Below are 20,881 nucleotides of genomic sequence, written 5' to 3'. Positions count from 1 at the left end.
GTCAACTCCTCGGGACGGGTCCGGTGGAGTCCCGGACGACGAGTGCGGTGGGCAGCAGCACATGACCGGCTGCGGCGTCCCCGGGCGGGTCGAGCAGCAACTCGGCGGCGATGCGGCCCTTCTCCTCGGCCGGCTGCCGGACGGTGGTGAGGCCGGCCGCCGCGGCCTCGGGGACGTCGTCGAAGCCGGTCACCGAGACCGGCGGGTGGGCGCCGCCCGGCCGTTGGGCCAGCGCGTCCAGCACGCCGAGGGCGAGCACGTCGGAGCCGGCCAGGACGGCGGTGGGGGGCGCGGGCCGGTCGAACAGCCCGGCGACGGCGGCGACCGCCGCCTGGCGGCTGTTGCTCCGGGCGTTGACCAGCGTCAGCTCGGCCCAGTCGACGCCGACCTCGGCGAACGCGTCGGCGAAGCCGGTGAGCCGGCCGCGCGTGGTCGGGTGCAGGGCCTCGTGCACGCCGGACAGGGTGAGTGGGCCGGCCGGCGCGTCGGGGAACACGGAGTCGGCGAGCAGGGCCACCCGGCGGTGACCGAGACCGGCCACGTGCGCGGCGACGCTGCGCGCCGCGGCCCGCTCGTCGATGCCGACGAACCGCTCGTCGTCGCCAGCGTCGTCGCGGGCGGCGGTGCTCACGTACGGCAGCCCGCGCGCCCGGATGACGTCCAGCGCCCATTCCTCGTCGGCCACGCAGTAGACGCAGAAGCCGTCGACGGCGGCGTTCTCCACGGCCCGGCGGGCGTCGGTCTGTGCCGGCGGCAGCGGCACGAGCAGCATGCTGGTGCCGTGCCGCTCGGCGGCCCCGCCCACCCCGGCGAGGAAGCGGACCGCGAACGGGTCGGTGAAGGCGTACGACAGCTGCGAGGTGAACAGCACCCCGATCGAGCCGACGAAGCCGCGCCGCAGGGATCGCGCGGTGGGGTTGGGACCGGGGTAGCCGAGGTGGCGGGCGGCGTCCAGGATCCGCTCGCGCAGGGCGGCGGAGAGCTGGTCGGGCCGGCTGTAGGCGTTGGACACCGTGCTGCGGGAGACGCCGACCGCGTCCGCCACGGCTTGCAGTGTTGGCTTCACCGGCACCCCTCTGTATCGATTCAGACTGGATCGATACAGAGACTAGCCCGATCGGTCGGCGACGGTCAATACGACGGGCCGACGAACGTCCGGGCACCGACCGGCGTGGCGCACGCCGGCGGGCGACCGCGACGACGGGACAGGTGCCCGGACTCCCCCAGCGGCGGCGGTCAGGGCAGGCGGGCGACCGCGCCGTACATGCTCACCTCGACCACCGAGGGGCGCGGCTGCGGCTCGCCCTCGGCCCGCCACTCGGCGACCGAGGTGATGCCCGGCTCGACCACGTCGAGGCCGGTGAAGAAGCCGGTGAACTCCGCCCGGGTACGCAGGTTGATCAGGCCGTGCGGGCCGCCACCCTTGGCCGCCGCCCTGGCCTCCTCGGCGACGGCGGGCGGCAGGTACTCGTGGGTGGCGTGCGAGGCGGCCAGGTAACTGCCCGCCGGCAGCGCGTCGAGCAGCCGGCGCACCAGCGCGTACGGGTCGTCGCCGTCGGGCACGAAGTGCAGCACCGCCACCAGCATGAGCGCGACGGGTTGCGACAGGTCGACGGTGCGCAGCAACTCCGGGTGCGTGAGGATCCGTTCCGGATCGCGCAGGTCGGCGTCGATGTACGCGGTGGCGCCCTCCGGAGTGCTGCTCAACAGCGCGCGGGCGTGCGCGAGCACGATCGGGTCGTTGTCCACGTAGACCAACCCGGGCCTCGGGCGTGACGGCCTGGGCGACCTCGTGGGTGTTGTTGGCGGTCGGGATGCCGGTGCCGATGTCGAGGAACTGCCGGATGCCGGCCTCACGGGCCAGGAAGCCCACCGCCCGCTGCAGGAACCGGCGATTCTCCAGCGCGGAGGTGCGGATGGTCGGGAAGGCCGCCGCCATCGCGTCGCCGGAATCACGGTCGGCCTGGAAGTTGTCCTTGCCACCCAGCCAGTAGTTGTACCGGCGGGCCGGGTGGGGCACCGAGGTGTCGATCCGGTCGCTCGGTGAGCCCGCCGGCGTGCCCGAAGTGTCGGTGGTCAAGGCTGCCTCCGCGCTGGCGTCCGTCCACTGTCGCCGGTCGCCGACCATGCTAGTGCCGCGCGCACGCTCGCGTGACCCCGGCCGGGGTCACGCCGGGTAGTGCTCGTCGAGCAACCGGCCGAGGATCTCCGGCGTACGCTCCGGCGGTTCGGCCTCGACGCAGAGCCGTTCCATCGCCACCGCGTAATATTCCAGGTCGTCGCGCTTGTCCAGGTAGATCGCGCTGGTGAGCTGTTCGATGTAGACGATGTCGGGCAACTCCTGGTCGCCGAAGCGCAGGATGGTGAAGGCACCGCCGGCCGCAGCGTGGCCTCCGGCGGCGAAGGGGATGATCTGGAGGCGGATGTGGGGTGACTTGGTCGCCTCGATGAGCGCGGTGAGCTGGCCGCGCATCACCTCAGCCCCACCGATCGGACGGCGCAGGGCCGCCTCGTCCACCACGGCCCAGAGCTGCGGCGGGTTGTCCCGGCGCAGCAGTTGCTGGCGCTGCATCCGCAGGGCGACCCGACGGTCAATCTCGGCGGCGCCGGCCGTGCCGTGCCCGAGCAGCACGACAGCGCGGGCGTACTCCCGGGTCTGCAACAGCCCGGGCACGAACTGCACCTCGTAGCTGCGGATCAGCGCGGCCGCCGCCTCCAGGCCCAGGTACGACTGGAACCAGCTGGGCAGCACGTCGCCGTAGCGGTGCCACCAGCCCGGGCTGTTGGCGTCGCGCGCGAGCTTGAGCAACGCCTCGCGCTCACCGTCGTCGGTGACGCCGTAGAGGGTGAGCAGGTCGGAGACGTCGCGTTCCTTGAAGCCGACCCGGCCCAGCTCCATCCGACTGATCTTGGATTCGGACGACCTGATCTCCCAGCCGGCGCCTTCACGGGTCACCCCACTGGACTCCCGCAGCCGACGCAGTTGGGCACCGAGCAGCATGCGCAGCACGGTGGGCCCGGTCGTCGGGCCGCCCTCGGCGGGAACCATCGTCACCTGCGGACCTCCGGATACCGACCATCGCGGACGGGAACCCGGCCCGGCCGACGTGTAAGCATGCCATGGACCGACAGTGAGGTGAGCTCCTCCCGGCCCGGCGATTCCGTCCGGCCGCCGGAGGACGGTCAGTTGATCAGATGGTCGAAGTCGCCGTCGCGTGCGCCGAGCACGAAGGCGGCGATCTCGTCCACTGTGTAGATCAGCGCCGGCCCGTCCGGATGTCGGGAGTTGCGGACCGCGATGCCGGCTCCCCCGGGCAGTTCGGCGAGTTCGACACAGTTGCCGCTGGGGTTGCTGCGCCGGCTCTTCTGCCAGGTCAGCGGGGGCAGCTGATGGATCGGGACACCATTGGGTGGCTGCTGCATGAGGAAGTCTTTCTGCTCACGAGCCCGCCGGTGCCCGTGGGAGGAGCGGTGACGGCGAGGGGTGCGGTATCGACATTGGACGCTGCTGCACGTGCATCTGCTATTGCATCTGCATCGGACGGCGAGCATGATAACGCACGTGAATGGTGCCCATCCGTTCACTTTGAGTAACCCCTGGCTGGGCAACCACCAGGGGAAACGGGGGTCCGGCACGGTGTGCGCCGCGTCGGCCGGAGACTGGAGGCGGTCGCGGCGATGGGAGGGCTCGTGCCGGATCCGATGAGTGTCGCCTCCGGCATCTGCGCGGCAGGCGCGCTGCTCTCCTCCTGGCAGTTGCGCCGCAGGGCGGTGCGCGCCGAGGCCGAGATCGGGCACCTCCAGGCCGAGTTGACCGCCGAGCGGCACGCCGCCAGCCACGACCCGCTCACCGGGCTGCCCAACCGTCGCGCCTTCTACCGCCTCGCGGCCGCCCTGCTCACCGACGCGGCCGGGCAGCCGCTGATTGCCGTCGTGCTCGACCTGGACGACTTCAAGCAGATCAACGACCGGTACGGTCACGCCGCCGGCGACCAGGTGCTGATCAGCGTGGCCGAGCGGCTCGCCGGGTTCGCCGGCGACAACCTCGTGGCCCGCCTCGGCGGGGACGAGTTCGCCGGGCTGCTCGCCAGCCCCACCATCGACCGGCGCTGGATCGAGCACGCCACCCGACGGCTCAGCGAGACCGTGGCCGCACCGATCCGGCTGTCCGGATGCAGCGTCCGGGTGACCGCCTCCGTCGGGCTCGCACCGGTGACCGGCCCGGCCCAGCTCACCGACGCGCTCAGTCGCGCCGACGCCGCCATGTACCAGGCCAAGAGCCTCGGCGGCACCCGCGCACCCCGGCAGCTCGTCGACAGTGTCCCGCTGGGCGAGCACTGAGCCGGCGCACCCGCACGGTCAACGTCGGTCAAGGTCGCGTAGCGCCACGTCGGCGAGGGTGATTACACGAACTGGCCCCGAACGCCTACGACCGGATGATCGGCCTGGATTTGGCCGACGTCAGCGCCGACGGCGCGATCACCAAGGCACCGCGCGGCGGCGACCGGGCCGGCCGCTCACCGGTCAACCGCGGCCAAGGCGGCATGAAACGCTCGACCGGCGTCGACGGCTACGGCATCCCGCTCGGCGTCACCGGCGCCCCGGCCAACCGGCACGACTCGCCGCTGCTACGCGACACCTTCGAAGCGTGCAGCGCCCAGCTGTGCCATCATTGGCCTGAGTAGGTCACCGCCCACCTCGACCGCGGGTACGACAGCACACGCTGGGCAGACGGTGGGGAGGCCGGCGGAGCAGGCCGAGATCGCCCGGTTGCGCCGTGAGTTGGAGTTGACGCAGGCGAAACTGGCGCGGACCGAGACGGCGTTGACGATCGTGGGAAAAGCACGAGAGCTCTTGGAGGACATCTCCAGGAGCGAGCCGGACGGTCCGGACGTGTTCGGGCTCGGCAAGCGCTGATGGCCGCTTACCGGGAGTTGACCAGCACCGGCACCACGACTCGGCAGGCGGCGGCGATGACCGGGATCGCCCGGTCCAGCGCGGACCGGGGCTGTCGCCGGTTCACCACGCCGACAAGATGCTCATCCCCACACTACTTAACGCGGCCATTCGGTGACTCACCGACTTTGCTTCGACTCTGGGGCTGAGGCAACGCCACCCTGTCCATTCGTTTTGGAGGGAGCCTGGCCGTAGGGGATCTGACCACTAGGTCCCGGCCGGCCGGAAGCGCCAGGACTGTGCGCCGGGACGCTGCTGACCAAAGAGGCCGCTCCCGGCACGAAGGGTACCGCCGACGGGTTGAGCCGCGGGTCGACCACCGGATGCGGCGGTTGGGGCGGGGCGGGGCGTCGCCAGGGTTTCGACGGTATATGGCGGGAGATACCTGCCGGCGGTGGGACTGGGACTGGGGCTGGGAACGGGGACCGGTTATGGTGGAAGCCACCTCTGGTCCTCGACTGCGCCGACGGCATGCGGGGTGCCTCCGGTTCCGTATTTGCTGCTCCGAGAACTGCCTGAGCGACCTCCCGGGAGACGTGACGCTTGCCTACTCGCGACGCGAAGATGCGTGGCAGCGACAGACCATCCTCTGACCGTTCGTCTCGACGTGGGAGTTCGCTGGACATCAGATCCTCCTAGACTGGTGTTTACTGAACAGAAACAGTCAATAACTACAACGCAGCTCGACTCGTCGGGGTTCATAGCCTTCCACGTAAGGGCCGCGCGACTGTGCGTAGTGTTCATTTCGTGCCGCTAGACACCTTTCGCGGTCTGGCTGAGGTCGGTGGAGATAGACCCGTCCCGGTGAGGTATCCGTCGATCAAGCCGGTGCGGTATCACTGGCGTGTGAGGCGGTTTTTCACCGCGGCGGCGAGTTCGGTGGCGGTGCGGACGCAGTGGTTGGCGAAGCTGCGTTTCATCGCTGACCAGGCCTTCTCGGCCCGGTTCAGTTCGGATGCGTAGGCAGGTAGCTGGTAGGCCCGTAGCCAAGGCCGGCGGGCGATCGCGGCGCGCATCGCTGGGCTCTTGTGGGCGTGCAGACGAGCTTGTCAAGTTGTCTGTGTAAGTTGATCTGAATTCATTGATGATTGAGATCTTGATCGGGCGTCGTTTAACCTACGGCAAGGTGGCCGGCGTCGCCGTCGTCGGCAACGAGGACGGCGCACACCACACCATCGGCCAGGTGCAGCAGGCACTCAACGAGGTCGGCTTCACCTGTGCCGCCGCCGGCGCCACCTACTGGGTCGGCGAGGCGCTGCACACGGTGGACTACCGCGACGTCGGGCCGAAGCCCGACACCACCGGCCGTACGACGAAGGCCCTCGCCCTCAACAGCGCGCACCTCGCCCGGCTGCTCGCCGAACAGCCGTACCCGCCGCCGGACGCGCGCGGCGCCGCGGACGGCCCGAGCCGCGCGACGGCCTGACGGGCCGCCAGGGGTACGTCAGCGCCAGCCGTAACCGGCGCGCAGGGCCTGCCCGACCCGCTCGAACCGGGGCCGATCGAGGATGGCGCCCTCGCGCCGGATGCTGTCCTCGCGCATGGTGAGCACGCGGTCCAGACGTACCCAGCTCGGCCGGTTGTCCCGATCCCACTCGCCGGGGCCGAGCGCGAACCAGTGCCGCTGCCCGTCCCGCTCGCTCTGACTGGACAGCATCAGCCCGAACAGCGTGCGGCTGTGCCGGCCGACGACCAGCACCGGCCGGTCCTTGCCCTGCCGGGGATCGTCCTCGTACGGCACCCAGGTCCAGACGATCTCGCCGGGATCGGCCTGACCGTCCCGCTCCGGAGCGTAGGTCAGCTCCCGCCGTTGCAACGCGCTCACCTGGCGTCGGCGGGCCACCTGCGCCGGGCCCGGCCCGGTACGCCGCGGCGACGGGATCACCGCGCCCACCCGGGAGATGCGCGCTGCCACGTTCCTCAACAGACCAGCCACGGCGGGCAGCCTACCGGCCCCCGTCCGCACCCCGGCGCGGGCGGTGGGCTGCGGCAGACTGCTCCCATGACTGAGCTGCCCGACGACCTGCCGATCCTCGAACGGCGTGCGGTACGGGTCGTGGTCCTCGACGACACCGACCGGGTGCTGCTGTTCCACACCCGGGATCCGGACCATCCGCGGCTGGGCACCTGGTGGGAGCTGCCCGGCGGCGGCATGAACGCCGGCGAGACGTACCGCGACACGGCGGTGCGGGAGCTGCGCGAGGAGACCGGCATCGACGTCAGCGCCGACCAGGTCGGCGCGCCGACCTGGCGACGGCGGGCGACCTTCCTGCACCGACAGGTGCGCCACGTCCAGGACGAGGTGGTCGTCGCGGTACGGCTGACCGGCCCCGGCCCGGACGTGGACGAGGCGCACCGGCTCGACTACGAGCGGGAGGACTACTTCGGGTTCCGCTGGTGGCCGCTGCCCGAGGTGGAGGCCAGCCCGGCCCGCTTCTACCCCGGTCAACTCCCCCGGCTGATCGGTGGCTTCCTGGCCGGCGAGGAGATCGACGAACCGTTCGAGCTGTGGTCGTGAGGCGCGGCGGCGGGCAGAGTGGGGGCATGACGACCGAGCTGCACGGGCCGCTCGCCGCGTACGCCGCGCGGCTGCACGCCACGATCGGCGACCGGCACCACATCGCCTCCCCGTTCGGTGCCTGGCTGCTGCTCGCGCTGGCCGGGACGGCCGCGACCGACCAGGCCGACCGCCCGGCGGCCGACGCGCTCGCGGACGCCCTGGGCACCGACCTGGCCGACGCCGCCGACATCGCCCGTGCGCTGCTGGACGCGCCGCACCCGCTTGTCGCGTCCGCCACCGCGCTCTGGCACCGGCCGGGTCAGGGCGACGGAGGGCGGGCCGACTGGCGGGCCGCCCTGCCCGCGCGGACCGAGGTCGGCGCGCTGCCTGACCAGGCCGGGTTGGACGCCTGGGCACGCGAGCACACGCTCGGCCTGATCGAGACGTTCCCGCTGAAGGTCGGGCCGGAGGTGGTGTTGGCCCTCGCCAGCGCCCTGGCCACCCGCATCTCCTGGGCCGCGCCGTTCGAGGTCGCCGAGGCCCGCGCGCTCGGCGCCGGCAGCGCCTGGGCGGGGCAGCTCCGGCGTACGCTGCGCAGCCCGGGCCACGGTCACCGCTGCGCCATCGCGTCGACCCCGGAGGCCGGTGACGTGATCGTGCACGCCGCGTCGGCCCGGGCGGAGGACGGCGCGGGCCTGGTCGTCGTCTCGGTGGCCGCCGCACCGCAGGTGCCGCCGGCCGATGTGCTCGCCGCCGCGTACCGGATCAGTGCCGGCGCGGCCGACGGCGCGCCACCGGCCGGTCGCCGCTCCCTCTTCGACCTGCCGCTCGGTGACGGTCCGCTGTGGACGGTCCGCGAGGAGAGAGTGCGGACCCGGGCCCGCGACGGCCGCGAGGAACGGCACACGGCGGTGCTGCCCTGCTGGTCAGCCCGCAGCGAGCACGACCTGACCGCGCCGGCGCTCGGCTTCCCCGCCGCCTCGGCGACCCTGGCGGCGGCGCTGGCCCTGCCCGTGCAGGACTTCGAGGCACGGCAGGTGGCGATGGCGCGGTTCGGGCGGTACGGCTTCGAGGCGGCGGCGGTCACCGGCATGTTCGGGGTGACGAGCCTGCCGCCGGAGGGTGCCGCCCGGATCGCCGAGTTGCGCTTCGGTCACCCGTACGCGGTGGTGGCCGTCGCCACCGACACCCGGCCCGATCGCAGCACCGGGCCGTGGCACGGCGTGCCGGTCTTCTCCGCCTGGGTCACCGAGCCCGAGGAGTTGCCCGACGCCGACGCCTAAGGCCCGGGACTCGGCGCGCTGAGACGCGGCCCGGCGCGGCACATGATCAACTCAACTTCAGCGAAAGTGCGGTATCCCGGTCGCTGGGACACCGCGCTTTCAGGGAACGCGAGTCGATCATTGACCCCGGAGGTATGACGACAGGACCGCCGCGGAGGAGACGGCCAACTCACGGTCGAACACCTCGTCCGGGGGGACGAACAACATCGCTCGGCCCTCACCGAGGATCACGTCCTCCTGCCGGGCCGTTGTGGTGCCCTCGAACACGTGCACCGTCACCGTGTGCGGGAAGCCGGCCTCATCCGGGCGCGGCCCACTCCACAGCGGGTGCAACACGTCCGCCGTCAGACCGGTTTCCTCCCGCAACTCGCGCCGCGCCGCCTGCTCGGGCGACTCGCCCGGCTCACGGTGGCCGCCCGGCAGACTCCACTGGTTCGGCGAGACCGGGGCGTCCTCGTCCCGGTGCTGCAGGAGCACCGCGCCCGAAGAGTCGACGAGCAGCACGAGCGCGACCTCGTAGGTGGCCACCGCCGGGGACGCTGCTTACGAACGGGCGGTGACGTGGGCGACGAACGCTCGCCAGGCCGTCGGGGCGAAGACCAGGGTGCCGGCGTCGCGGTTCTTCGTGTCGCGGACCAGGACGACGCCGGGGAGATTGTCCGCAACCTCGACGCAGTCACCGCCGTTGCTACCGCTCCTGGTGCTCTTTCGCCACCGTGCGCCGGTCACGTCCATGATGCTGCCGCTTCTCTCAGGAGGTCCAGGGACCGCCCGCGGGGAAGGGCCTCGCCCCGGATGCGTTCCCACCGTCGCTCGAGGGTAGCAAGCTCCGACGTCTGATCGACGATTTGCGCCTGCGCCTGACTGTCCACATGTGCCACCCGCGTGCCGTCTGGCAACTCCGCGAGTGTGAACGGCCCGTTGAGCCCGGGGTAGGCGATCGCCTCGCTGGGCACGACGTGAAGCTGAACGCTCGGCAGGTCGGCGCAGGCCATAAGGTGAGCGAGCTGCGCAGCCATGAGCGGCCGCCCTCCGGCGAATCCTCGATGAAGGATTCCCTCATCGAGCACCGCGACGAACAATGGCCCACGTTCACGGGTGAGGATCGTCTGCCGATCGATGCGTGCCGACACCAGCTCTTCGATCTCAGCCGTTGTCAGCGCCTCCCACGCGAGTGTGGCGCGGGCGTACGCCTCGGTCTGGAGCAGGCCGGGGACCCAGGCGAGCTGGAAGGCGCGTAGAGCGACCGCCTCGCGTTCGATGTCGACCCACGGCCGGAACCAGACCGGCTCCCGACGGTTGAAGACGTCCGGCCACAGGTCCGCCACATCCTTACTCAGGATCTTTGCCACCTCGGCACGGTGACGGGTCTGCGGTACGCGTCCCGGGTTCGCCCAGCGGGCCACCGTCTTCGGGTGAATCCCCATGCGACCGGCCAGACTCTCGGCCGTCTCGGAAGCCTCGGCGAGCGCCGCGACGAATGCATGGTTCATGCCTGCGTCCCTTCGGGAGCCAATGGAGCGTTCCGAGGAAATCATCTAACGCTGTGTGATTGTCAGGCAACCCTCGGCAGGGTTCTTCGTAGACGGCGTGGGCGGTGGAGGCGACGAAGCCCGCCGCGCGCGTTCGTAGCGGGGGCCCGGCCGACCCGACAGCGAGCACCGAGGCCGGGCCCCCTTCCCAGAACGGACGTGAGGGGAAGCCATGCCCGACACACCAAGGACGCCCGACGCGACGCCGGCGAGGCCGGGTGTCGAGGCCGAGCCACGAACGATCCGGTCCGGCGACCTGCTGCGCCTGACCCGCGACGCGAGCCCGCAGTTCGTCCGCCCGATCACGGTGCGGGTGATCCGCGTCCTGAACGATCGGCACACGTACCACGGTTGGCTCTGGATCGAGTGCTACGAGGTGGGCCGTAACGGGAACGCGGTGGCCCGACGGGAGCTGTACCTGATGCCCGCGGGCGTGTGCCGATTGGCGGCTCCGCCCGTACCGCAGCGTCGCGGACGGCCAACCGGAACCCGGCGGGCGGCGGTGTGACCCGGCGACGGGACCACCTCCCCTCCCGGCCCACCTGGCGATGCCGGGCGTGCGGGATCGCCTGGCCGTGCTCGCCCGCGAAGCTGCGCCTGCTCGCCGAGTACCGCAACGATCGGCCCGCGCTGCTGGTCCACCTCGCGACGCTGCGCGCGCAGGCCGCCGTCCATCTCGACGAGTCGAATTCGACGGCTGAGCTGGTCTCGCGCCTCACCGACCAGGCCACCGCCCGCTGAGCAGGCGGACGCCCCACTCGTCCGGATCCCAGGCGCGGGGTGCCGGCACGGCCGCACCGGCACCCGCCCCGTCACACCCCGACCGGCACCCGTTCCTCCTCGCGCTGGGAGGCGCGGGCTGCCATCCGGCGTTCCCGCTCCTGCGCCCCGATCAGGTCGTCGGGCAGCGAGTCCGGCACCTCCAGGTCGAAGCGTCGCAGCAGCCGGATCGCGAAGCCGCCCAGGGTGATCACGACCAGGGCCGCGCCGAAGCAGACGTACGCGAAGCCGATGCCCCGGCCCGCGCCGGTGCCGATCACCGCGCCCACCGACCCGGCGAGCGCCCCGTCCGGGGCGAGCAGCGGCTCGAACAGGCTGGTGGCCGCCGGCGCGAGCAGCGCGAACCCGATCGGCAGGGTCGACCAGGAGATGGTCTGGTTGAGGCTGAACACCCGGCCGTGGAAGCGTTGCGGCACCTTGACCTGCACGATGGTGGCGTAGATGGACTGCGCGGTGGTCATCGACATGGCCAGCCAGAACGCCCCAACGCTGATCATCACGACCGACGCGTCCAGGCCGACCAGGACGCAGCCGAGGGCGGTGCCGAGGTTGCCGATCAGCACACCGATCATCCGGCGGTGGCGGGGGCCACCCCACAGCGACATGAGGACGCCACCGGCCACCGCTCCGAGTGCCTCGGCGAGAGCCACCTGGGCGACCTGCGTGGCGCTGCCGAAGGACAGCACCAGCGGCGTGGTGAGCACCAGGGCGGGTGCCAGGAAGATGTTGCCCAGCGCGAAGTAGCCGAGCATCAGCCGGAAGCCGCGATGCCGCCACGAGTAGCGCAGGCCGTTGGCGATGGCCACGAGCAGCCGCTCCCGGGGCCGCCAGCCGAGCAGGTCGGGGAAGCGGACCACGGCCAGAGTGGCGATCGCGACCAGGTAGCTGGCCACGTCCAGCAGCAGGATGCCCTTGAGGTCGATGGCGGCCAGCAGACCCGCCGCGAACACCGGCATCAGGAGCATGGCAAAGCCGTTGGAGAGCTGGGTGATGCCCGTCGCGTGCCCCAGGTAGCGCTTGGGCACGAGCTGCGGCACCGCCGACTGGAACGCGATGCGCTGGAACGACCCGGCCACCTGACTCAGCGCCACCAGCACGTAGATGTGCCAGAGCGCCAGGCTGCCGGTCCAGAGCAGCGCGGCGAGCACCAGCTGGACCGATCCGGCGCTGCAACTGGCGATCATCATGATCTTCCGCCGGCTGACCCGGTCGGTGACCGCCCCGGCGACCGGCAGCATCAGCACCCCGCAGACCAGCGCGAGCGCCCACAGCAGACCCAGGTCGGCCACCGACCCGGTGCGGGTGAACAGCCAGATCGGCAGGGCGAACGCGGTCAGCGCCGAACCGGTGGTGGAGACGAGCTGCCCGACGGTCACCGCCACGAACCGGGCCATGCTCGGCCGGACCAGCGGCTGCTCCGGCTCGGCGATCGCGTCGACCCCCCGGGTGTCGACGACCGCCCAGCCGGCGTCCTCACCGCGCGCCTGCGGGGTCAGCGCGGAGACGTCGTCGAGCGCCGGATGGACCCGGGTGACGATCTCGGCCAGCTCCTGTGCCCGGTACTTGAGGAAGAAGTGTCCCGCCTGGTCGAGCACCACCAGCGCCAGGCGGTCGCTCAGGAACTGCCACTCGGCGTACCGCTCGGTGTGGTAGTCGGTGACCGGGTCCTCCGAGCCGACCACCGAGATGATCGGGGCGCGCAGCTTCGTCGCGCGCCGGTCGAGCAGGTCGGTGAAGTACTCCTCGGACGCACGGGAGTCGGCCCGCATGTTGCTGATGATCCGGTCGGCCTGCTCGGCGTCCAGCTCGTCGGTGTCGACGCCCATCGACTTGAGCCAGCTCGCGTAGTGCCGGTTGCTGCGCAGCTTCTCCAGCCGGGTCCGCACCGCCGCGAACATACCCTTCGGGCGGGCGAACGGGAACATCGCGCCGATGTAGAGGGCCGTCAGGTCCCGGCCGGCGGCCTCCACCTTGCGGGCCACCTCGGCGACGATCGCGCTGCCCACCCCGCAGTGCCCGTACAGGGCGAGGGGGCCCTCGACGCGTTCCAGGATCTCCCCGGCGACCCGGGTGGTCAGCTCGTCGAACGGCAGCGCGGCCTCGGTGAGCCCCACGTCGTGCCCGGGAATGGCCAGGGACCACAGCGCGTGCCCGGCCGGCAGCGCGTCCGCGAGCGGCTGGTAGACGATGGCGCTGCCGCCGCCGTACGGCACGCAGACGTACGTGATGACCCGCCGATCCGCCGGGACGGGTTTCGTCAGCTCGTAGAGCAGCCGACGTGGCCCGTCGCCACCGCCGTCGCCGGACATGAAAGCGGCCAGGTCACGGATGGTGCGCTGCTGGAACAGGTCCATCACGCCGACCGGCCGGCCGCCGTGCTCGGCCTTGCGGATGCGGGCCACCACCTGCGTGGCGAGCATCGAGTGACCGCCCAGGTCGAAGAAGTCGTCGTCGATGCCGAGAGCGTCCACGCCGAGGATGTCGGACCAGATCTCGGCGAGCAGCCGCTCGGTGTCGTCGCGGGGCGCCACGAGCGCCACCGACGCGGCGCGGGTGACCACCGGCGCGGGCAACGCCGTACGGTCCAACTTGCCGTTCGGGGTCAACGGGAACGCGTCCAGGGTGACGAACGCGGCCGGCACCATGTACTCGGGCAACGTCTCCTTCAGCGCCGCCTTCACCGTGTCGTGTGCGGCCGCGCCGACCACGTACCCGGTGAGGCGCTTGTCGCCGGGCGTGTCCTCACGGACCAGCACGACCGCCTCGGTCACCCCCGGCTGGGCGCGCAGCGCGCTCTCGATCTCGCCCAGCTCGATGCGCAGGCCCCGCAGCTTGACCTGGTGGTCGATCCGACCGAGGAACTCCAGCACACCACCGGGCTGGCCGCCGGGCGCGACCCGCCAGCGGGCCAGGTCGCCGGTGCGGTACAGCCGCGCGCCCGGCTCGAGGGCGAACGGGTCCGGCACGAACCGCTCGGCGGTCAGCGCCGCCCGGCGGTGGTAGCCACGCGCCAGCCCGACCCCGCCGATGTGCAGCTCACCGGCAACGCCGACCGGGCACGGGTTGCCCCGGGCGTCCAGCACGTGCAGGCGCAGGTTGCTGATCGGCGCGCCGATCGGCACGCTGGTGAGCCCGGCCAGCAGCGCCGGATCGCACGCCCAGGCGGTGACGTCGATCGCCGCCTCCGTCGGGCCGTACAGGTTGTGCAGGCCGCAGGCGGGCAGCCGCGCGGTGAAGTCGCGGGCCGCCGCGAGCGGCAGCTCCTCACCGCTGCAGATCACCCGGCGCAGCGCGGTGGCCGCCTCGACGCCGTCCTCGGCGAGGAAGACCGTCAACATCGACGGTACGAAGTGGGCGGTGGTGACCCCCTCGGTGACCAGCAGATCACGCAGGTAGCCGGCGTCCTTGTGACCGCCCGGCTCGGCCAGCACCAGCCGGGCACCCTTGCGCAGCGGCCAGAAGAACTCCCACACCGACACGTCGAAGCTGGCCGGGGTCTTCTGCAGGACGGCGTCGTCGGCGTCGAGGCGGTACGTGCGCTGCATCCAGTCGAGGCGGTTGACGATGCCCCGGTGGGTGTTCGGCACGCCCTTGGGACGGCCGGTCGAACCGGAGGTGTAGATGACGTACGCCAGGTTCGCCGGGCCGGCCGTCGGCGTCGGGTCACTGACCGGCTGGTCGACCCAGACCGACTCCTCGTCCAGAACGAGCACGCTCGCGTCGGTCGTCGGCAGCACGTCGCGCAGGTCTCCCTGCACCAGCACCACCGGCGCGGCGGCGTCGGTGACCATGAACGCCAGCCGGTCGGCCGGATACTCCGGGTCCAGCGGCAGGTAGGCGCCGCCGGCCTTGAGCACCCCCAGCAGGCCCGCGACCAACTCCACCGACCGTTGCGCGCAGACCCCGACCAGCGTCTCCGGGCCGACCCCGGCGGCGCGCAGCCGGTGCGCCACCCGATTCGCCGCCGCGTTCAGCTCGGCGTACGTCACCGAGCGGCCGGCGAACCGCAGCGCCACCGCGTCCGGTGTCCGGGCGGCCCGCTCCTCGATCGGAGCGTGCAGCGTCTGCTGCCGCGGGAAGTCGTGGTCGGTGTCGTTCCACCCGGCCAGCAGCTCCCGCTCGGCGGGTGCGAGCAGGTCCAGCGCGGACACCGGCAGGTCCGGGGTGGCGGCCACCGCGCGCAGCAGGGTGGTCAGCCGGTGCGCCATCCGCTCGACGGTGGCCCGGGTGAACAGGTCGGTGTTGAAGACCAGCTTTCCCCAGAGCCCGGCACCGGTCTCGACGGCGTGCAGCTCAAAGTCGAAACGGGTGGCCCGCAACTCCATCGGATGCCACTCGAAGGCGACGTCGGCGTCGTCGGCCACCCCTTCGAACCGGCCCATCTCGTAGTTCTGCAACACGAACATCGCCTGGAAGACCGGCGAACGGCTGACGTCGCGCGGCAACCCCAGCTCGTGCACCACCCGGGCGAACGGCACCTCGGCGTGCTCGAACCCGTCCAGCACGGCCCGCCGGGTCCGGTGCAGCAGCTCGGTGAACGTCGGGTCGCCCGCCAACTCGGCGCGCAGCGGCAGCATGTTGACGAACATGCCGACCACGTCCTCCAGTTCCGGTGCCGACCGACCGGCCACCGACGCGCCGACCGCGAAGTCGTCCTGCCCGGCGTGCCGGGCCAGGAACACCTGGTACGCGGCGAGCAGCGTCATGAACAGCGTGCCGCCGTACGCGCGGGTCAGCGCGGCCAGACCCTCGGTGGTGGCCCGGTCCACGGTGAACTCGACGAAGTCCCCCCGGTAGGTCTGGGTCGCCGGCCGCGGCAGGTCCAGCGGAAGCTCCAGCGGGGTGATCCCGGTGAGCCGGTCCTTCCACCAGTCCAGGTGCCGGCGGGCGGCCGGCCCGGCCAGCTGCCGCGCCTCCCAGACGGCGAAGTCCCCGTACTGCACCGGCAGGGCGGGCAGCTCCCCGTCGCGGTAGCGGGCGATCAGGTCCCGCAGCAGCACGTCGACCGACCAGCCGTCGCCGACGATGTGGTGCTGGCCGAGAAACAGCACATGTTCGGTCGGCGCCAGCCGGATCAGCAGGGCCCGCAGCAGCGGCCCGTTGGCCAGGTCGAAGGGCTCGGCGGCGGCCCGGTCGACCAGGGCTTGCGCGGCGGCGTCGTCGGCCGCGTCGACCACGGTCAGCGGCACCTCGACCACGTCGTCGAGCACCACCGTCGGTCGACCGTCGACGTCGGCCGGGAACCGGGTGCGCAGCGACTCGTGCCGCCGGGTCAGATCGGCCAGCGCGCGGCGCAGCGCCGCGACGTCCAACGGTCCGCGGACCCGCAGCGGCACCGCGATGTGGTACGCCGCCTCCCCTGGCGCGAGCTGGTCCATGAACCAAACCCGCTCCTGGGCGTACGACAGCGGCACCTCGGCGTCCGGCGCACGGCCAGTGATCCGGGCGCCGGACGCGCCGGACGCCCGGCGGCGCAGCCGTTGGGCGATCAGCGCCTGCCGGGCGGCGTCGCGGGCGGTTTCCTGCACGTCGGTCATGAGCCGGTGTCCTTCTGCGCCGCGAGCAGAGCGGCGACCTCGGTTTCGGAGAGCTCGTCCAGTTCGGCGGCGATACGCTGCTCGATCTGGGCCGCCAGGTCGGCGACCACCGGGCTGCTGAACAGCGCCCGCATCGGCAGGTCCACATCCACTTCGGCGCGGATGCGCGCCATCGCCCGCATGCCGCGCAGCGAGTTGCCGCCGAGGGCGAAGAAGTCGTCGAGGGCGCCGACCTTCTCCAACTGCAGAATCTCGGCGTAGACCTCGGCGACCAGCGCCTCGGCGTCGGTACGCGGAGCGAGGAAGCCGCCGGAGGTGACGACCGTCGGGGCCGGCAGCGCGGCGGTGTCCAGCTTGCCGTTCGGCGTCAACGGCAGCGCGTCCAACCGGACGAAGGCGCTCGGCACCAGGTGCGCGGGCAGGTCCAGGGCCAGGTCGGCGGCGACCGTCGTCTCGTCGACGTCGCCGACCAGGCAGGCGACCAGCGTCGGCTCACCCGCGTCGGCACGGACCACCACCGCTGCCGCGTCCACGTCCGCACGGGAGCGCAGCACCGACTCGATCTCGCCCAGCTCGATCCGCATCCCCCGGACCTTGACCTGGCTGTCGCGGCGGCCCAGGTATTCCAGCGTCCCGTCGGCCCGCCACCGGGCCAGGTCACCGGTGCGGTACATCCGCTCCCCCGGCGGCCCGTACGGGCAGGGCAGGAACCGCTCGGCGGTGAGCGCCGGCCTGCGCAGGTAGCCCCGGGCCAGTTGCGCCCCGGCGACGTACAGCTCGCCGACCACGCCCGGCGGCACCGGGTTCAACGCGGCGTCGAGCAGGTGTGCCCGGGTGGTCCAGGTGGGTTGGCCGATCGGCACCGGGCCGGCGGGCACCGGCTGGCCGGGGGCGATCCGGGCGGCGACGCAACCCACGGTCGCCTCGGTCGGGCCGTACTCGTTGACCACGGCGACGTCCGGGTGCGCCGACCGCCAGGCTGCCAGCTGCTCGCCGGTCAACGCCTCCCCGCCGACCACCAGGTCGGTGGTGGGCGACAGCGCGTCGTCGAGCAACGGCAGGTGGCTGGGGGTGACCTTGAGGAAGGTCGGCGGGCCACCGGCCCGGGCGGCCGGAGTGTCGATGCCGGCCAGCCGGACCGTGCCGCCCGCGGTGAGCGTGCCGAGCAGTCCCGTCACGGTCAGGTCGAACGTGACCGGGGAGTGCAGCAGGGCGGTGCCGGCCAGGCCGGGGTAGGTGTCCCGAGCCCAGGCCAGGTACGCGGTGACCGCCCGGTGCTCCACCAGCACACCCTTGGGCCGGCCGGTGGAGCCGGAGGTGTAGAGCACGTACGCGGGGTGCTCCGGGCGCAGCGGCACCCGCCGGTCGTCGTCGGTGAGGTCGGTGTCGGTGAGGTCGGTGTCGTTCCGGTCGGCGGCGGTCGCGGCGTCGAGCACCAGCGCGTCGGCCGGGGCGTCGAGCACCAGCGCGTCGGCCGGGGCGAGGGCGGCCGTCCCCGCGGTGGCCAGCACCAGCGTCGGTTGCGCGTCGGCGAGCAGGTAGCCGATCCGGTTCGCCGGGTGGTCGGTGTCCACCGGCAGGTACGCCGCGCCGGCCTTGAGCACCGCGAGGATCGCCACCAGCAGCTCCGCCGAGCGGGGCAGCAGGAGCGCGACGACGGTCTCCGGGCCGGCACCCCGCTCGATCAGCAGCCGGGCCAGCCGGTTTGCCCGCGCGGACAGCTCGGCGTAGCTCAGCTCCACCCCGTCGCAGAGCACCGCGACCGCCGCCGGGGTCACGGCGCACTGCCGCTGCACCTCGGCGACCACGGTGCTCGGGGTCACGTCGCCACCACTGCCGGTCCAGGTGAGCAGCAGGTCCCGCTCGGCGTCGTCGAGCAGGGGCAGCGCCGACAGTCTGGTGGCCGGGTCGGCGACCACGGCGGTGAGCAACCGCAGGTAGCGGGCCACGATCGTCTCGGCGGTGGCCCGGTCGAACAGGTCGGTGCGGTAGACCAGCCGGCAGGTGCCCCGGGTGATGTCGAAGGCCAGGTCGTCCTTGGTGGTGCCCAGGGCCACCACGTCCAGGCCGGAGTCCGGAATGAAGTTCAGCGCGGTCTGGAACACCGGCTGCACCGACGGGTCGCGCTGCCCGGCGACGGCCTCGACGACCCGCTGGAACGGGGTCTGCCCGTGCTCCATCGCCTCCACCAGACCGCCCCGGATCCGGCCGAGCAGGTCGGTGACGCTCGGGTCGCCGGTCAGGTCGCAGCACAGCGCGACCGGGTTGACGAACATCCCGATCAGCGGGGTCAGCTCGGCGGTGTCCCGGGCGGCGGTGGAGACGCCCACCACCACGCGCGTGTCGCCGGAGATCCGAGACAGCAGGGCCGCGAAGGTGGCCAGCAGCACCATGTACGAGGTGGCGGAGGTGCTGGCGGCAAGTCGACCGACCTGGTCCAGCAGCCCGTCGGGCAGGTCGAAGCGGACCTCGTCGCCGGCGAAGCCGAGCTGGGTGGGGCGCGGTCGGTCCAGTGGCAGAGTGGTCACGGCCGGCGCGCCGGCCAGGTGGCCGCGCCAGAAGGCGAGCTGCCGGTCCAGTTCGTCACCGCTGAGCTGGTCGCGCTGCCAGACGGAGAAATCGGCGTACTGGATGGGCAGCACGGGCACGTCGGCGGGCGCGCCGGTCAGCGCGGCGCGGGCGAACGCGGACAGCTCGGTGTCGAGGAGCACCGCGGAATGGCTGTCGAAGACCGCGTGGTGCACCACGAACTGCAACCCGACCCGGTCGGCGGCGAAGTGCACCAGCCGGGCCCGCCACAGCGGCGGGGCGTCCAGCGGGATCGGAGTCCGGGCCAGCTCGGCGAATGTCTCGTCGTAGCGGGCGTCCTGCTCGTCGGCGGGCAGGGCGCTCAGGTCCAACTCCGCCAGCTTCAGCGGCTCGACGGCCCGGACGACCTGCGTCAACGTGCCGTCGACCATCCGCAGGTGGGTCCGCAGCGCCTCGTGCCGGGCGACCACCAGCGCGAACATCTCGGCGGCCTGGGGTGCGGTAACACCGACCGGGAAGCGGCACGGCGCGGAGATGTTGTAGACCGGTGAGCCGGGGTCGAGCTGGTTGGCCGTCCACACCCGCTCCTGGGCGTACGAGGCCGGGAAGGTCCACTCCCGGGTCATGACGCCGTCTCCCGCACCGAACGGGGACGCATGTCGGTCCAGACGGAGTCGATGTGCGCGAGGCACTCCTCGCGGGTGCCGGCGAACCCCTCGTCGTACCACCCCGCGGGGAGGTCCCGCTCGGCCGCCCAGATGGAGTACTGCTCCTCGTCGTTGCGGACGACCAGGAATCGGGATTCGGACATCACTGTGCTCCATCGGTGTCGGGGGTGTGCGGCTCGGCCATCGCGACGGCGATCTTGCGGGGGCCGGTGAACGGCTCCCGGCCGTGCGCGGCGGTCATGTTGTCCACCACCAGCACGTCGTCGCGCTGGTAGTCGAAACGGACGCTGGCGGCGCGGTAGGCGGCGCGCAGGTGGTCCATGACGTCGGCGGGGATCTCGCCGCCGTCGCCGTAGTAGGTGTTCGACGGCAGCCCGTCGGCGCCGAACATGGCCAGCAGCCCCTCCTGGAGGTCCTTGGCCAGGCTGCTCACATGGAAGAAGGTGGCGTGGTTGAACCAGCGGGGGACGTCCGAGCCGGGCCGGTGGTGCACGGCGTCGCGCACCGCCCGGGTCCGCAGCCCGTCGCGGCCCACCCACTGCAGCGTGATCCGGTTCGCCGCCGCGTACGCCTCGACCTCGGAGCGGTCCTCGGTGCCGAAGACGTGCTGCCAGGTGGTGCCGAAGTCCTCGTGGAAGTTGCGCATCAGCATCCAGCGACGGCGGATGAACTCCTCGCGGACCGCCGGGTCGATCTCCTGGTAGACCCGGCGGATGTCGGCCAGCGGGGTGGCGCCCAACGTCTGCGGCGCGGTGATGCAGTAGAAGAACAGCGTCAGCGGCCACCGCGCCTGGTACGAGTTCTCGTTGTGCAGGAAGATCTCCTCGTCCGGCGGGTAGTCGGTCGAGGTGTACACGCGGCCCTTGATGGCGTGCCGTGGTGAGGACCGCTCGGTGTAGGTCAGTGGCTCACCGGACAACGCCCGGACCACCCGGTCGAAGCCGTCCACCCCGCCCACGTCGAAGCCCCGGAACAGCAACCCGCCCTGCTCGGCCAGGGTGGCCCGCAGCTCGGCGCGGCGGTCGGTGATCAGGTCGGTCAACGCCCGACCGTCGGATTCGACGACCACGGGCAGCGTGGCGATCGTGTCGCTCAT

At 72.2% G+C, this 20,881-nt stretch carries 19 protein-coding genes and 2 pseudogenes; 8 read left to right on the top strand and 13 right to left on the bottom strand.

Features of this window, described 5'->3' with window-relative positions:
• Nucleotide 1: 1 nt before the first annotated feature.
• The 4 genes and pseudogenes from AB0H52_RS06915 to AB0H52_RS06900 form a co-directional block, all read right to left on the bottom strand.
• Complete coding sequence (locus tag AB0H52_RS06915) at nucleotides 2–1,045, bottom strand: LacI family DNA-binding transcriptional regulator (protein ID WP_357945744.1); 1,044 nt, start codon at nucleotides 1,043–1,045, stop codon at nucleotides 2–4.
• A gap of 191 nt (nucleotides 1,046–1,236) precedes the next feature.
• Nucleotides 1,237–2,128, bottom strand: a pseudogene (locus tag AB0H52_RS06910) (SAM-dependent methyltransferase).
• 39 nt (nucleotides 2,129–2,167) lie between these two features.
• Nucleotides 2,168–3,055, bottom strand: coding sequence for a helix-turn-helix transcriptional regulator (locus tag AB0H52_RS06905; protein ID WP_357945741.1), 888 nt, complete (start codon nucleotides 3,053–3,055; stop codon nucleotides 2,168–2,170).
• 128 nt (nucleotides 3,056–3,183) lie between these two features.
• Nucleotides 3,184–3,423, bottom strand: a complete 240-nt coding sequence (locus AB0H52_RS06900; RefSeq protein WP_151488475.1) for a DUF397 domain-containing protein — start codon at nucleotides 3,421–3,423, stop codon at nucleotides 3,184–3,186.
• 267 nt (nucleotides 3,424–3,690) lie between these two features.
• On the opposite strand from AB0H52_RS06900, the gene AB0H52_RS06895 reads away from it, so the two are divergent.
• From AB0H52_RS06895 to AB0H52_RS06885, 3 genes and pseudogenes are all read left to right on the top strand, one after another.
• Complete coding sequence (locus AB0H52_RS06895) at nucleotides 3,691–4,341, top strand: GGDEF domain-containing protein (RefSeq protein ID WP_357945738.1); 651 nt, start codon at nucleotides 3,691–3,693, stop codon at nucleotides 4,339–4,341.
• A gap of 83 nt (nucleotides 4,342–4,424) precedes the next feature.
• Nucleotides 4,425–4,631, top strand: a pseudogene (locus AB0H52_RS06890) (IS5/IS1182 family transposase); the annotation flags it as partial.
• A 103-nt stretch (nucleotides 4,632–4,734) separates the two neighbouring features.
• On the top strand, nucleotides 4,735–4,917 hold the full coding sequence (locus AB0H52_RS06885) for a hypothetical protein (RefSeq protein ID WP_151488472.1): 183 nt from the start codon (nucleotides 4,735–4,737) through the stop codon (nucleotides 4,915–4,917).
• Nucleotides 4,918–5,792: 875 nt separating this feature from the next.
• Here the strand turns inward: AB0H52_RS06885 and AB0H52_RS06880 are convergent.
• Entirely contained in the window at nucleotides 5,793–5,996 is a 204-nt protein-coding gene (locus AB0H52_RS06880; RefSeq protein ID WP_225854174.1) for a transposase, read from the bottom strand.
• Nucleotides 5,997–6,040: 44 nt separating this feature from the next.
• Between AB0H52_RS06880 and AB0H52_RS06875 the strand changes: the two genes are divergently transcribed.
• Entirely contained in the window at nucleotides 6,041–6,382 is a 342-nt protein-coding gene (locus tag AB0H52_RS06875) for a hypothetical protein (RefSeq protein ID WP_225854171.1), read from the top strand.
• An 18-nt stretch (nucleotides 6,383–6,400) separates the two neighbouring features.
• Here the strand turns inward: AB0H52_RS06875 and AB0H52_RS06870 are convergent, their stop codons facing one another.
• Nucleotides 6,401–6,892 carry a type II toxin-antitoxin system PemK/MazF family toxin gene (locus AB0H52_RS06870; RefSeq protein WP_151488471.1) on the bottom strand — a complete coding sequence of 164 codons (492 nt, stop codon included), beginning with the start codon at nucleotides 6,890–6,892 and terminating at the stop codon, nucleotides 6,401–6,403.
• A gap of 66 nt (nucleotides 6,893–6,958) precedes the next feature.
• On the opposite strand from AB0H52_RS06870, the gene AB0H52_RS06865 reads away from it, so the two are divergent.
• Nucleotides 6,959–7,474: an NUDIX domain-containing protein gene (locus tag AB0H52_RS06865; protein WP_151488470.1), complete on the top strand. Its 516-nt coding sequence runs from the start codon at nucleotides 6,959–6,961 to the stop codon at nucleotides 7,472–7,474.
• 26 nt (nucleotides 7,475–7,500) lie between these two features.
• On the top strand, nucleotides 7,501–8,739 hold the full coding sequence (locus tag AB0H52_RS06860) for a hypothetical protein (RefSeq protein WP_357945733.1): 1,239 nt from the start codon (nucleotides 7,501–7,503) through the stop codon (nucleotides 8,737–8,739).
• A 117-nt stretch (nucleotides 8,740–8,856) separates the two neighbouring features.
• Here the strand turns inward: AB0H52_RS06860 and AB0H52_RS06855 are convergent, their stop codons facing one another.
• From AB0H52_RS06855 to AB0H52_RS06845, 3 genes are read right to left on the bottom strand one after another with little or no spacing between them, the layout of a single operon-like run.
• Nucleotides 8,857–9,267, bottom strand: a complete 411-nt coding sequence (locus AB0H52_RS06855; protein ID WP_151488468.1) for an NUDIX domain-containing protein — start codon at nucleotides 9,265–9,267, stop codon at nucleotides 8,857–8,859.
• 15 nt (nucleotides 9,268–9,282) lie between these two features.
• Complete coding sequence (locus AB0H52_RS06850) at nucleotides 9,283–9,474, bottom strand: DUF397 domain-containing protein (protein ID WP_151488467.1); 192 nt, start codon at nucleotides 9,472–9,474, stop codon at nucleotides 9,283–9,285.
• A complete protein-coding gene (locus AB0H52_RS06845; RefSeq protein WP_151488466.1) occupies nucleotides 9,465–10,232 on the bottom strand; it encodes a DUF5753 domain-containing protein in 768 nt (255 codons plus the stop codon). Before AB0H52_RS06845 ends, AB0H52_RS06850 begins: the two co-directional genes overlap by 10 nt.
• Before the next feature lie 211 nt (nucleotides 10,233–10,443).
• Between AB0H52_RS06845 and AB0H52_RS06840 the strand changes: the two genes are divergently transcribed.
• Both AB0H52_RS06840 and AB0H52_RS06835 read left to right on the top strand, forming a co-directional pair.
• Nucleotides 10,444–10,779, top strand: a complete 336-nt coding sequence (locus AB0H52_RS06840; RefSeq protein ID WP_278122940.1) for a hypothetical protein — start codon at nucleotides 10,444–10,446, stop codon at nucleotides 10,777–10,779.
• On the top strand, nucleotides 10,776–11,012 hold the full coding sequence (locus tag AB0H52_RS06835) for a flavin reductase (protein ID WP_151488490.1): 237 nt from the start codon (nucleotides 10,776–10,778) through the stop codon (nucleotides 11,010–11,012). Before AB0H52_RS06840 ends, AB0H52_RS06835 begins: the two co-directional genes overlap by 4 nt.
• A 71-nt stretch (nucleotides 11,013–11,083) precedes the next feature.
• Here AB0H52_RS06835 and AB0H52_RS06830 read toward each other — a convergent pair whose 3' ends face one another.
• Genes AB0H52_RS06830 through AB0H52_RS06815 form a run of 4 tightly spaced genes read right to left on the bottom strand, consistent with a single transcriptional unit; the run spans nucleotide 11,084 to nucleotide 20,881 of the window.
• The gene (locus tag AB0H52_RS06830; protein WP_357945727.1) at nucleotides 11,084–16,588 is read right to left on the bottom strand and encodes an amino acid adenylation domain-containing protein; all 5,505 of its coding nucleotides are present in this window, start codon (nucleotides 16,586–16,588) and stop codon (nucleotides 11,084–11,086) included.
• Entirely contained in the window at nucleotides 16,585–19,743 is a 3,159-nt protein-coding gene (locus AB0H52_RS06825) for an amino acid adenylation domain-containing protein (protein WP_357945724.1), read from the bottom strand. Before AB0H52_RS06825 ends, AB0H52_RS06830 begins: the two co-directional genes overlap by 4 nt.
• Complete coding sequence (locus tag AB0H52_RS06820) at nucleotides 19,740–19,928, bottom strand: MbtH family NRPS accessory protein (protein WP_151488463.1); 189 nt, start codon at nucleotides 19,926–19,928, stop codon at nucleotides 19,740–19,742. Before AB0H52_RS06820 ends, AB0H52_RS06825 begins: the two co-directional genes overlap by 4 nt.
• Complete coding sequence (locus tag AB0H52_RS06815) at nucleotides 19,928–20,881, bottom strand: TauD/TfdA family dioxygenase (protein WP_151488462.1); 954 nt, start codon at nucleotides 20,879–20,881, stop codon at nucleotides 19,928–19,930. The genes AB0H52_RS06820 and AB0H52_RS06815 overlap by 1 nt, the downstream gene beginning before the upstream one ends.

The organism is Micromonospora sp. NPDC050695 (genome assembly GCF_040654415.1).
Taxonomy (GTDB): domain Bacteria; phylum Actinomycetota; class Actinomycetes; order Mycobacteriales; family Micromonosporaceae; genus Micromonospora.
This window is presented reverse-complemented; position numbering and strand designations above follow the sequence as displayed.